Genomic DNA, 11793 nt, shown 5'->3' on the forward strand with positions numbered 1-11793 from the left:
CGCCCGAGAAGGCCGGACGGCGCGCGGGGCAGGGCCGGAGCGAACGACGCTGCGGACGGCGCGGCGGATGGCGGAACGGTTCGGCGGCCCCGGAAGACCGGGGCCGGGCAGGAGGGGGCGGTGCGGGTGGTTAGCGGCTTCGATCTGGTGGTCATCGGGGCGGACGGCGGGCCGGACCGCGCGTTCGGCGGGTCCGCGCAGGCGGCCGAGGGCGCCCGCGCACTGGCCGATGTGCTGCCGGGGATGTGCTTCGACGCCGGCGCGGCCGGCAGCCGGGTCGCGGTCGTCGACCCCGGCGCGGACGCCAACACCATGCTCACCGCCGTCCGGGAGGCCGCCGCCCGTCCGGGCCGCTGGCTGCTGGTCTGCCTGGTGGGCCAGTTGGTGGCCGACCCGCGCGGGCGCCGGCTCGCCCTGGTCACGGCGGGCTCCACCGCCGACAACGCCTACCGGCGCGGGCTGGCCTGGGACTGGGTGGTCAGCGCGATGGTGCACGGCGACCAGGAGGAGGCGCTGCTGCTGGTCGACGCGGTGGCGGACAAGGACACCTGGGCGGCGCTGGAGCGCGGCGGCGGCGAGGACGGCGCGGGCGAACTGCTCAGCTACTCGCGCGTCCCGCTCTGGGGCCGGATCGGCCGGCACGCGCCCGGCCGCTACACCCCGGGCCGGCGCGGCCGGGACGCCGTCCTGCCGGGCGGCCCCGGCTCGTTCAGCCGGTCGCTCACCACGGTGCTGCGCCAGGGCGTGCCGGGAGCGCCCGCGGCGGTCGGACCGCACGAACTGCAGCCGGCCGTCGGCGCGCTGCTCGACGGCGGCGCCCCGCACGACGCGGGTGGCGCCGGTGCGCCGTCGAACCAGCCCGACGCGCCGGGTGTGCGCCTGCTCGTACCGCCGGAGGGCGGGCGCCTTCTGATGCGCAATCGGGCGGCGGTTCGGGGGGCATTGGCCGGATTGTCGCTTTCCGAGGAACTGTTGGCCCTTCTGTGGCGGGAAAGTGCGCCGACGGATCCGCCTTCCGCGTAAGGTCAGGAGGCCTCAGGTGTTGCCGTGAAGGCCCGGTTTGGCGAAGAATCGATCCCCGCGGGGGAACACCGGCGGTACGGCGGAATTCTTCTGGCGGCCCCGGTCCACACCCGGGGTCGGCTGCGACGAGGTGGGGCGATGCGGCAGCGCGGAATTGTGTTGCGCCCTGGGGCCGTTGGGGCCGGAGGGCTGGTTCTGGCGTTGCTGCTGGGCGGTTGTGCGAGCAGCGGGGCCGATGGTTCCACCGATCGTCTGGGGACGAATGCGCCCACGGTGGCGGGGGTGAGCGCGCTCCCTCCTTCGGGTGGTTCCGCAAACGTCGGGAACGCGCCGACCGACGGCCCTGAAGGGGCCGCCGCCAGATCCGCTCTGAGTACCTATCAGGACTGGTGGCGGGCTCAGGCGGAGGCGTTCGGACAGGCCGACTCGGACGGCTCCGGATTCGGCACCTTCGCCTCCGGGAAGGCGCTGACCGAGGCTCTGGTGAATCTCCGTCAGTTGCACGAAGCCAAACTCGTGATGACGGGTGAACCGCGGACTTCCGCGGTGGTGAAGTCCGTCGACCTGACCGCAGATCCGAACACCGCCGTGATCGAGGACTGCCTGGACGTGTCCGGGTGGCACCAGGCGGACGCCGTCACGCTCGCGGTGAAGGATCCGCCCGACCGGCTCAACCGGTACGTGGCGACCGTTTCCCTGCGACTGTTCCAGACGCGCTGGCTGATCAACGAGTTCAAGCGGGAGGTGGGACGCACATGCTGAAACCGGTACGGCGATTGGTCATCGGCACGCCGCTGTTCGCCGGATTGCTCCTGGCGCCGGCGGGTCCTGCGGCGGCCGATCCCACCCCCGCGGACACGGGGGGCGCCACCCACTGCGAGATCACCGTCATCTGCACGGGTGGCGGCCACGGCGGCAGCACCCCGCCTCCTTCGGGCGGCGGCGGAGGAGGGGGAGGCGGCGGCGCCTCGGGGCCGCAGCTCTGCAGCTGGAACGACCAGGTCTTCGCCTGCAGCGACCCGGAGCTGGGCTGGTTCAGCGCCGGCGACGGCTGCTACTACCGGCTCCTCAACCCGCAGCCCGAGGCCGGGGACGCGCGCTGGGAGAACCACAAGCCCGAGGACGGGGCGGTCTACAACGTGACCTGCCGCTTCGCCGACGGCACGATCGGTGCGCCCGCCGCGAGGTTCCTCGCCCAGGCGCCCGTGCCCGCGCCGCCGGACCCGAAGGCGATGGCCGCCGCGTACGTCAAGGACAGGCTGGAGTTCAAACCTCCGGAGCTGGGGGTCGCCCCCAAGAAGGACCCGGTGGTGGGCGGGAACGTCTGGCTCTGGCTGGCGGACCCGAAGAAGCCGGCCACGGAACCGCTCCATGCCGGCAGCCTCACGGTGACGGTCACCCCCCGGGTGGCCTCGGTGAAGTGGGACCTCGGCGACGGGACCAGCGTGACCTGCAAGGGCGCCGCCGCGGTCGGCACCCCGTACGACGTCAAGTACGGAGCCGGCCCGTCGCCCACCTGCGGCCACGTCTTCAAGACCGGTTCGGGCACCAAGAAGAACGGCCTGTTCACCGGCGACGTCGAGGTCGTGTGGATGAACGACGTGACGGTGTCCGACGGTACGAAGATCAATCCGATCGAGATCCGGGTCTACGTGCGGAACGTCAGCTACCGGGTCGCCGAGGTCCAGGTCCTCAACTAGCCCGCCGGACACGGCGGCACGCACAACACACCCCGACGAACGATCCGAGGAAGGCCGAAGCCCGGTGGAGAACCGTACAGTTGCCACGCCCGGCCCCGGCGCGTCCGCCACGGCGACCGCGGCCACCGCCGCGACCGCCCCGGCGGCCGTGCCGGAGCAGCGGCGCGGGGCGCCGCGCACGCCCGGGCGGACGCTCGGCGCGCGGCGCCGGCGCCCCGCCGTGCTGGCGATGGCGGTGGCGCTGATAGCGGCCGGCGGGCTCGGCGGCGCGGTGCTGTACAACAGCACCGGTCAGCGGGTCGCGGTGCTGGCGCTCGCCCGCGACGTGCCGTGGGGGCAGGTGCTGAGCGAGTCCGACCTGGTGGTCGTCCGGATCGCGAGCGATCCGGCACTCAAGCCGCTGGACGCCGCCGACCGGACCAAGGCGATCGGGATGCGGGCCACCACCGACCTCCACCGGGGCGGGCTGCTGACCAAGTCCGACCTAGCGCAGTCGCTCGTCCTCAACCCCGGGCAGCTGCTGGTCGGCGTCTCGGCCCGGCGCACCCAGCTGCCGGCCACCCGGCTCCAGTCGGGCCAGCCGGTGATCATCGTCTACACCCCGGACGGCTCGCGGGCCGAGACGCTGGCCGCCACCGTCTACACCGTGGGCCGGGTGGACACCGACGGCAGCCAGGTCTTCGACGCCGTGGTCGACCAGGCGGACGCCGGCAAGCTCGCCGCGTGGGTGGCCACCGGGCGGATCCAGGTGGTGGTGGCGCCGCGTGCGGCGGCCGGCGCGCCGGCTCCCGCGGCCGGCGCTCCTTCGGCGGGCGCTCCCGCCACGGGCACACCGGCAACGGGCGCACCGGCCACCGGGGCCGCGGCCTCCGGCGCCCCGGCCGCCGGTACGCCGTCGGCCGCCGCCGCCGGTGCCCCGGCCTCCGGGGTCCCCGCCGCCGGCCGTCCCGCGACGCCGGCGGCCGGTGCCCCGACCGGGGCGGGTGGGAACTGACATGGCCGTCATCGCGGTGGTCGGCGCTCCGGGGGCACCCGGCGCGACCACGACGGCGCTGGCGCTGCTGCTGGCCTGGCCGCTGCAGCCCGGCCGCCGCATCCTGCTCGTCGAGTGCGACCCGGACGGCGGTGCCGTCCTGGCCGGTGCCCTGGAGGGCCGGGTCGAGGCGGTCTACGGGCTGCGCAACCTCGCGGTGGCCGACCGGCGCGGGCTGCTCGCCCAGGCCCTCTGGGAGCAACTGATCGACATCTCGCCGGACGGCAACGCCGAGCGCCTGCTGCTGCCCGGCCTCACCGACCCGGTCCAGGCCCCCGGCCTCGCCTACACCTGGGAGCCGCTGGTGGAGGTGCTGCGCGGGCTGGAGCCGCAGGGCTACGACGTGATCCTCGACCTCGGCCGCTCCGGCGCGAGCGGCACCAGCGCGGTGCTGGCCCGCCGGGCGGACGTGGTCGCCGCCACGGTGCGCACCACCCTGCGCGGGCTGAGCGCCGTCCGGCCCCGGCTGGCCGCGCTGGCCGAGGACCTCGCCACGGCGGGCACCGGCTCGGACGCGCTGGGCCTGCTGCTGATCACCGAGGGGCCGTACTCGGGGGCCGAGGTGTCCCGGGAGCTCGGGCTGCCGGTGCTGGGGACGCTGCCGCACGCGCAGCGCACGGCCCGGGTGCTGTCGGACGGCGGGGACGTCACCGACCGGCGGTTCATCCGCTCGGAGCTGATGCGGACGGCACGTTCGGCGGCGGACGAGATCCAGTTGACGGTCCGCCGGCGGCGGCAGCGGCTCGCGCCCGCCCAGGCGCAGCCCGCCCAGCTCACGGCGACGCCGCCGGCCCCGGCGCCGGGACCGGCCGTCCCGGCCGCCGCCGGGTACGACTACGCCCACCCGGGGCCGGTCGGGCCGGTCGGGCCGACGCAGCCCGCGGCGCCGTCCGGGCCGTCGTACCAGTACCAGCCCCAGCCGCAGCCGCAGCATCAGCCACAGCAACAGCCGCAGCCGCAGCACCAACAGCCGCAGCAGCAGCCCTACGGCCCGGTGCCGCCGGTGATCACCACCGGGCCGGTGGCGCCGCTCGCCGGCCTGGCGCCGCAGCCGGCCGCCCCGGCGCCGTTCCCCGGGCACGGCGCGCCGCCGCACCCGGGCGCGGACGCCGCCGCCCAGCCGTACCCGAACGCGCACCCGGGCCCGCAGCCGTACCCGAACGCGCAGGCGTACCCGGGACAGCAGCCGTCCCCGGCGGCCCAGCCCCACCACCACGAGCCCGTCGACGGGGAGGTGCTCCGTGCGCGGTAGCCCGCTGCACCAGCAGCCCGCCACCGACCCTGCGGCGCTGCCCTGGACGACGCCGCTGCCCGGCCCGGTCCAACCGCTGACACCCGGCCGGGTCACCCCGTCCGGCCAGCCACCGGCACAGCCGCAGCCGCAGGCCGCCGCGGCCCACGTACAGGCCCAGACCCAGGCACAGACCCAGGCACAGCCCCAGGGCCCCACCGCCGTCCCCTCCCAGCTGCCCTCGCTCGACCTGCGCGGCGCCGGCACCCGGGCGGCCGTCGACCCGCAGGTCGCGCGCGAGATCAAGCGCCAGGTGGCCGCCGAACTGCACCAGCAGATCACCCGGCTGACCGCCGGTTCCGGCACCGAGCCGGACCGCGCCACCCGCCGCCAGCGCGGCCGCGCGCTGATCGAGGAGGCCGTCGCCCGCTGGTCCGACGCCTACGCGCAGACCCACGGCATCCCGCCGACCCGGGACCAGGACCGCGCGCTCGCCGAGGCCGTCTTCGACCTGCTGTTCCGGGCCGGGCGGCTCCAGCCCTACCTCGACGACCCGGAGATCGAGAACATCCTGATCAACGGCTGCGACGACGTCTGGATCTCCCGGGTGCACCAGCCGCTGCGCCAGGTCCCGCCGGTCGCCGACAGCGACGCCGAACTCGTCGAGCTGCTCCAGGACCTCGCCCGCCAGCACGGCGGCGGCGAGCGCACCCTGTCCACCGCCAGCCCGACCCTCGCCCTGCGCCTGGAGGGCGGCATGCGCCTCCAGGCGCTCACCGAGGTCACCCCCCGCCCGTACGTGGCGATCCGCCGGCACCGGGTGGCCTCGGCGACGCTGCCCGAGATGGTCCGGCTCGGCACCCTGGACACCACCCTGGCCGAGTTCCTGGCCTCGGCCATCCGGGCCCGCAAGAACGTGATGATCACCGGCACCCAGGGCGTCGGCAAGACCAGCCTGCTGCGCGCGATGGCGGCCGAGATCCCGCCGGACGAGCGGATCGGCACCCTGGAGTCGGAGTTCGAGCTCTGGCTGCACACCCTCGGCCACCTGCGCCAGGTCGTCCCGATGGAGGCCCGTGAGGGCAACGGCGAACGGGTGGACGGGCGTTCGGCGGGCGAACTGACCATCGGCGACCTCATCCCGGCCGCGCTGCGGATGACGCTCTCGCGGATCATCGTCGGCGAGGTCCGCTCCGGCGAGGTCGTCCCCATGCTGCGTGTCATGACCAACGGCGAGGGCGGTTCGATGTGCACCCTGCACGCGCGCGGCCCGCACATGGTCGTCGACCGCATCGCGGAACTCTGCCTGGAGTACGGCTCGCACATGACCGACGCGCTCGCCTACCGGCTCACCGCCAACGCGGTCGACCTCATCGTGCACGTGGCGATGGTCGACGAGACGGCCGTCGGCGGCCGCCGGCACCGCTTCGTCTCGCACGTCCTGGAGGTCGCCGGCCTCGGCGAGAGCGGCCGGCCGGCGCTGAACACCGTGTTCGGGCCGCGCCCCGACCTCGGCGAGCCGCGCGCCGTCCCGCACACCCCGCCGCAGTGCCTGGACGACCTGCGCCGGGCCGGCTTCGACGCCGCGCTGCTCGGCTCCCGGTACGGCGCCTGGGCCGCCCCGCTGCACCTGCGGATCGGCGGTGGGGCCCGATGATGCCGCTCTTCGTGCTCTGCGGACTGGCCCTCGCGGCCGGCCTGGTCGTCCTGGTGCTCTGGGCACGCGGCGGCGAGCCGGCCGAGGAGGGGGCGGAGGAGGCGGCGGAGCTCAACCCGCTGGCCTCCCGGCTGCACGTGTTCTGGTACGGAGCGCCCGGCACCGCCTCGCACCGGGTCGCCCGGATCCGCCGCATCCAGCTGCCGATCGCGCTGATCGGGGCGCCGCTCGGCTGGCTGTTCACCGGCATCCCGCTGAGCGTGCTGCTGGTGCCGCTGGCGGTGTTCGGGCTGCCCTGGCTGTTCGACGCCACCCGCTCGGACACCGACCGGATCGAGCGGCTGGAGGCGCTCTCCGAGTGGACCCAGCGGATCGCCGACGTGCTGCTGCTCGGCGTCGGCCTCAACCAGGCGATCGTCACCAGCCGGCGCACCGCGCCCGCCGCGATCGAGGCCGAGGTCGGCGAGCTGGCCGCCCGGCTGCAGGCCCGCTGGCGGCCGGAGGAGGCGCTGCGCCTGTTCGCCGACGCGATGGCCGACGCCACCGCCGACAAGGTGCTCGCCGCGCTGCTGCTGCGGGCCGGGGACAGCGGACCGGGTCTGGCCCGGGCGCTGGCCGACATGGCCGAGTCGGTGCGCGAGGAGGTCCGCCAGCGGCGCACCATCGAGGCCGACCGGGCCAAGCACCGCACCACCATCCGCTGGCTGGTCGGCATCATCCTGCTGGTCGTGGTGGTGGGCTCGTTCAACACCGAGTACACCCGCCCGTACAGCACCGTGCTCGGGCAGATCGTGCTCGGCATCGTCTGCGCGCTGTTCGTCGGGGTGATCGCCTGGATGCGGGCGCTGGCCTCGTACCCGCCGGTGCCGCGGCTGCTGGAGGCGGACCGGCGCAGCCGGACCGACCGGCGGCTGCTGCGCCGCCGCGCCGAGGGCGGCCCGGCCGCCCTCGGCGCGGACGGCGCGGGCACGGGCTCCGAGCCCGGCGCGGTGACCGGGGCCGACGGCGGCGTGCGACTGTTCGGGGAGGCGCGATGATCTCCCCGTGGTCCGTACTGGCCGGTGCCGTGGCGGCCGGCGGCGTCGCCATGCTGATCGCCGAACTCCGGCCCGCGCCGCCCGACCTGGGCCAGGCGCTGGACCGGCTGCACCGCACCCCGGCCGAGCGCCCGGTCGACCCTGACGAGCGGCCGCGCTGGTTCGACCGGATCGGCGAGCGCTCGATCGGCCTGCGCTGGGTGCGCGTACCCGAGCGGGAACTCGCCCTGATCGGCCGTACCCCGGCCCGGTTCATGGCGCACAAGCTGCTGTTCGCCCTGCTCGGGCTGGTGCTGCCGCCGTACCTGGTGGTGGCGGCCCTGCTGATGGACCTGAGCCTGCCGTTCGCGCTGCCGCTGCTGGTCGGGCCGCTGCTGGCCGCGATGCTCTGGTTCGTCCCGGACGCGATCGTGCGCGGCGAGGCCAAGGAGGCGCGGGTCGAGTACCTGCACGGCATCGCCGCCTACCTGGAACTGGTCGCGATGGAACGGGCCGCCGACCTCGGCCCGGCCGAGGCGCTGCGCCGGGCCGCCGCGGTCGGGCGGGGCGCGGTGTTCCGCCGGATCCGCGACGCGCTGGACCGGGCCGCCACCGACCGGCTGCCGCCGTGGGCCGGACTGGACACGCTGGCCGTGGAACTGGGCCTCACCCCGCTCCAGGACCTGGCCGACATCATGCGGATCTCGGGCACCGACGGGGCCGCCGTCTACGACACGCTGCGGGCCCGCGCCAAGGGCCTGCGCGGCGAGCTGATGGCCGAGGACCTCGCCAGGGCCAACGCCGACAGCGAGCGGATGGTCGCGCCGGGCTCCGCCCTGACCCTGCTGATGACCCTTCTGATCATCTTCCCCGCGCTCTACAAGATGCTCAACTGAACCGTCCCGTCCCGTCGCGGAGGTCAGCGCCTCCGTCACCACACCTCACCCTGGGAGAACCCGATGAACCATCACCTCAAGTCACTGGCCGGACGATTGGCGGGCACCATGCTGCTGCCGTTCCAGTTCGCCCTGATGCTGTTCCACTTCCGGATGGGCCGTGCCAAGGCCGCCCGGGCGCGCGGTGACAAGGGCGCGATCAGCATCGAGCTCGCGCTGGCCGTCATCGCCCTGGTGTTCATCGCGGGCCTGGTGACGGTCGCGCTGGTCAACCTGAAGGACAACGTCGTCAAGAAGGTCGAGGAGAACCCGAACTACCCGCACGGTGGTGCGGCCACCTGATGATCCTCCGCCGTCGCCTCCGCCGTTCCGACCGAGGGTCGATGAGCCTGAGTCTGGCCATCGTCTTCCCGGTCGTCCTGATCCTGGTCCTGGCCGTCGCCCAGACCGGGCTGTGGTGGTACCACCGCCAGCTCGCGCTGAGCGCCGCCCGCGAGGGCGTGGACGCCGGGCGGATCCAGGGGAACCGGACCGACGAGCAGAAGAACGAGGCCGCGCGTCGGCAGGCCGGGGACTTCCTCGACCGGCAGGGGGACACGGACCACCGGGTCGTCACGGACGGCAGTTCGCCGGTGCTGATCCGGGTCACCGTGGAGGTGAAGGCGCCGGTGATCGTGCCGTTCATCACTCCTCCGACCGTGACCCAGTTCGCCGAGGCGCCGCGCGAGCGCTTCGTCCCGCCGACGGAGGGGAAGCCGTGAGCGCCCGGGTGCGGTACCGGGCCGCGCGCTCGGCAGGGCGGCCGGCCGGGTGGGTGCGGCGGTTCACCGTCCGCCGCCCCACCCGGGCGGCGCGCCGGAGCGACGGCGGGAGCACCGCCGTCGAAGCGGCGATCATCGCGCCCGCCGTGGTCGCGCTGATCCTGGTCGCGGTCGCGGCGGGCCGGGTGCAGACCGCCGGCGGCACGGTGGAGGCGGCGGCGCGCTCCGCCGCCCGGACGGCGTCGCTGGCGCGCAGCGTCGACGGGATGGACGGCGCGGCGAAGGCCGCCGCCGAGCACGCCATGGAGCAGCAGGGCGTGCACTGCCGGACCAGCAAGGTGGAGGTCCGGCACGGTGAACTGGTCAGCCACGGGGCGACCTTGGCGACGGTCGAGGTGACGGTGCGGTGCGAGGTCGGCCTGGGCGATCTGATCGGCGGGCCGGACGTGCCGCTGACGAAGACGCTCACCGGCTGGTTCGTCTCGGTGGTCGACCGGTACCGGGGCCAGTGAGGCGTGGACGGGGTGGAGATGTGTCAGGTCGTGGGTCGGGTGGTGACGGGGTCGTGAGCACGAGCGGGCCGGACGGGGGTTGGGGAGCCGTCGGGCGGGGGAGACGCATGCGGAGGGCGCCCGGGGGAGGGCGGACGGACCGGTGGGGAGGGAACGCCATGGCACGCGGACGCGCGGTGCGGCGGTTCCGCCGCGCCCGGCTCGGCGGGCCGCTCGGCGGGCGTGACGACCGGGGCGCGCTGTCGATCTTCGTCGCCATGTGCGCGGGCTACGTGGTGCTGGTCATCGCGCTGGTCATCGACGCCGGCGGCAAGCTGCGGCTGGCGGAGCAGGTGGACGGCTACGCCCAGGAGGCCGCCCGGGTGGGTGGTCAACAGCTCGACGAGGCGGCCCTGTTGCAGGGCCAGGGGTACAAGGTGAAGCGGGCGTACGTCGAGGAGGCGGCCAACGGCTACCTCAAGCTGTACGGCCTGAGCACCTCCAAGGTGGATTTCCTGGACGGCGGCGCCACCGTCGAGATCACGGTGCAGGCCGAGTTCCGCCCCGTCATGCTGGGCGAGCTCGCGAAGCGGAAGGTCACGGGCAAGGGGAGAGCCACCCTCGTCCACGGAGTCAAGGAAGCGGAGACCGACTGATGGCCGCGCCACGCGTCAAGGACCAGACCCGTGCCGGGCGTCCGGCCCGGGGTGTGCCCACCACCCCCGCGTCCGGCCGGCGGCCGGCGTCGCGGCCGTCCCATCGGGCGGGCGGCGGTGGCCGGGGCGGCGGCGGGCGCGGCCGGGGCGGCGCCGTGCTCGCCGCGCTCGCGGCCCTGATCACCCTGCTCGGCCTGCTCGTCGGCGTCCCCGCGCTGCTGCTGTACGGCACCGGGGCGGTGGCCGACATGGGCCCGATCGCCCCCGACGGCGTCGGCTCGCTGCTGACCAGCCCCGACGACGGGCGGCTGTTCCTGTGGCTGCTGGTCGTGGTCGGCTGGATCGGCTGGGCCTGCTTCGCGCTCTCCGTGCTGCTGGAGATCCCGGCGCAGCTGCGCGGCCGGGTGGCCCGGCGGATCCCGGCCTTCGGCTGGAGCCAGCGGGCCGCGGCCGGTCTGGTCGGCGCGGTGATCGCCCTGCTGCCGGTGGCCGGCGGGGCCTTCGCGGCCACCGCCGAGCACGTGCCGTCGGCCACCGCCGCGACGGCCCAGGTGACCGCCGGTGTGCAGCGCGCCGCGCTGACGGCCGCGCAGGACGCGCCGTCGATCGCGCCCGCCGCCGACGCGCAGGCGAGCTACACGGTGCGCGACAGCCGGCCCGCCGACAGCCTCTGGTCCATCGCCGAGCGCCAACTGGGCTCCGGGGAGCGGTGGACGGAGATCGCCAAGCTCAACGACGGCCGGACGATGGACGATTCGGGAACCCGGTTCGACGCGGACCGGCCGATCCATCCCGGGTGGAAGCTGCTGATGCCGGCGGACGCCAAGCCCGACGCGGCCCCGGCCCCCGCGCCCGCACCGGCCCAGGCCCCGGCCGGGACGCCGCAGACCGGTGCGTCCGGCGGTGCCGGCGGTGCGGCCCAGGGCGGCGGCACCGTCACCGTCAAGGAGGGCGACAGCCTCTCGGCCATCGCCGAGCGGGCGATGGGGGACGCCGAGGCCTGGCCGCAGCTGTTCGAGGCCAACAAGGGCGCCCAGGCGCCGGACGGCGAGCGGCTCACCGATCCGGACGTCGTGGCGCCGGGCATGGTGCTCACCCTGCCCGGTACGCCCGCCCCGACCCCCGCTCCCGCCCCGGCGCCGGCCGCCGACCAGGCGCCCGCGCCGACCGCGGAGCAGGCCCCGCCGCCCGCCCCGACCCCGCCGCCGCCCGCGCCGGGCACCCAGGCCCCCCTGCGCCTCACCGCCCAGCTGCCCGCCGGAACCCGCGACCGCCAGGAGCGCGCCGCCGCCACCGCCCGCGCCACCTGGGCCGAACTGCTCCTCGCCG

At 75.6% G+C, this 11793-nt stretch carries 13 protein-coding genes; all 13 read left to right on the plus strand.

Annotation, left to right across the window (positions count from 1 at the left end):
* The first annotated feature begins 120 nt into the window (after positions 1-120).
* Positions 121-1023, plus strand: a complete 903-nt coding sequence (locus ACFVVU_RS14720; protein ID WP_387790083.1) for a hypothetical protein — start codon at positions 121-123, stop codon at positions 1021-1023.
* A 282-nt stretch (positions 1024-1305) separates the two neighbouring features.
* Positions 1306-1785 (plus strand): hypothetical protein, encoded by a 480-nt coding sequence (locus ACFVVU_RS14725; RefSeq protein WP_387790085.1) that lies wholly within the window; start codon positions 1306-1308, stop codon positions 1783-1785.
* The gene (locus tag ACFVVU_RS14730) at positions 1779-2723 is read left to right on the plus strand and encodes a hypothetical protein (RefSeq protein WP_380688130.1); all 945 of its coding nucleotides are present in this window, start codon (positions 1779-1781) and stop codon (positions 2721-2723) included. The genes ACFVVU_RS14725 and ACFVVU_RS14730 overlap by 7 nt, the downstream gene beginning before the upstream one ends.
* A gap of 64 nt (positions 2724-2787) precedes the next feature.
* Positions 2788-3717 carry an SAF domain-containing protein gene (locus ACFVVU_RS14735; protein WP_387790087.1) on the plus strand — a complete coding sequence of 310 codons (930 nt, stop codon included), beginning with the start codon at positions 2788-2790 and terminating at the stop codon, positions 3715-3717.
* A gap of 1 nt (position 3718) precedes the next feature.
* The gene (locus ACFVVU_RS14740; protein ID WP_387790088.1) at positions 3719-5008 is read left to right on the plus strand and encodes a hypothetical protein; all 1290 of its coding nucleotides are present in this window, start codon (positions 3719-3721) and stop codon (positions 5006-5008) included.
* The gene (locus ACFVVU_RS14745; protein ID WP_387790090.1) at positions 4998-6644 is read left to right on the plus strand and encodes a CpaF family protein; all 1647 of its coding nucleotides are present in this window, start codon (positions 4998-5000) and stop codon (positions 6642-6644) included. Before ACFVVU_RS14740 ends, ACFVVU_RS14745 begins: the two co-directional genes overlap by 11 nt.
* Positions 6641-7681 carry a type II secretion system F family protein gene (locus tag ACFVVU_RS14750; protein ID WP_380715054.1) on the plus strand — a complete coding sequence of 347 codons (1041 nt, stop codon included), beginning with the start codon at positions 6641-6643 and terminating at the stop codon, positions 7679-7681. The genes ACFVVU_RS14745 and ACFVVU_RS14750 overlap by 4 nt, the downstream gene beginning before the upstream one ends.
* Entirely contained in the window at positions 7678-8556 is an 879-nt protein-coding gene (locus tag ACFVVU_RS14755; protein ID WP_380689076.1) for a hypothetical protein, read from the plus strand. Before ACFVVU_RS14750 ends, ACFVVU_RS14755 begins: the two co-directional genes overlap by 4 nt.
* Before the next feature lie 63 nt (positions 8557-8619).
* Positions 8620-8898, plus strand: coding sequence for a hypothetical protein (locus ACFVVU_RS14760; RefSeq protein ID WP_380689074.1), 279 nt, complete (start codon positions 8620-8622; stop codon positions 8896-8898).
* A 41-nt stretch (positions 8899-8939) separates the two neighbouring features.
* Entirely contained in the window at positions 8940-9317 is a 378-nt protein-coding gene (locus ACFVVU_RS14765) for a TadE/TadG family type IV pilus assembly protein (protein WP_380689072.1), read from the plus strand.
* Positions 9314-9829, plus strand: a complete 516-nt coding sequence (locus ACFVVU_RS14770; protein WP_387790092.1) for a TadE/TadG family type IV pilus assembly protein — start codon at positions 9314-9316, stop codon at positions 9827-9829. Before ACFVVU_RS14765 ends, ACFVVU_RS14770 begins: the two co-directional genes overlap by 4 nt.
* 158 nt (positions 9830-9987) lie before the next feature.
* Positions 9988-10464, plus strand: coding sequence for a hypothetical protein (locus ACFVVU_RS14775; protein WP_355366027.1), 477 nt, complete (start codon positions 9988-9990; stop codon positions 10462-10464).
* The coding region (locus ACFVVU_RS14780; RefSeq protein ID WP_387790094.1) for a LysM peptidoglycan-binding domain-containing protein at positions 10464-11793 on the plus strand (1330 nt) is incomplete at its 3' end. The genes ACFVVU_RS14775 and ACFVVU_RS14780, both read left to right, overlap by 1 nt.

Origin of the sequence: Kitasatospora sp. NPDC057965 (assembly GCF_042887135.1) — a bacterium.
Classification (GTDB): domain Bacteria; phylum Actinomycetota; class Actinomycetes; order Streptomycetales; family Streptomycetaceae; genus Kitasatospora.

Coding starts and splice junctions, on each gene's coding strand:
- ACFVVU_RS14730 (WP_380688130.1), top strand. CDS start 1,779: ATGCTGAAACCGGTACGGCGATTGGTCATCGGCACGCCGCTGTTCGCC.
- ACFVVU_RS14740 (WP_387790088.1), top strand. CDS start 3,719: ATGGCCGTCATCGCGGTGGTCGGCGCTCCGGGGGCACCCGGCGCGACC.
- ACFVVU_RS14750 (WP_380715054.1), top strand. CDS start 6,641: ATGATGCCGCTCTTCGTGCTCTGCGGACTGGCCCTCGCGGCCGGCCTG.
- ACFVVU_RS14755 (WP_380689076.1), top strand. CDS start 7,678: ATGATCTCCCCGTGGTCCGTACTGGCCGGTGCCGTGGCGGCCGGCGGC.
- ACFVVU_RS14760 (WP_380689074.1), top strand. CDS start 8,620: ATGAACCATCACCTCAAGTCACTGGCCGGACGATTGGCGGGCACCATG.
- ACFVVU_RS14765 (WP_380689072.1), top strand. CDS start 8,940: ATGAGCCTGAGTCTGGCCATCGTCTTCCCGGTCGTCCTGATCCTGGTC.
- ACFVVU_RS14775 (WP_355366027.1), top strand. CDS start 9,988: ATGGCACGCGGACGCGCGGTGCGGCGGTTCCGCCGCGCCCGGCTCGGC.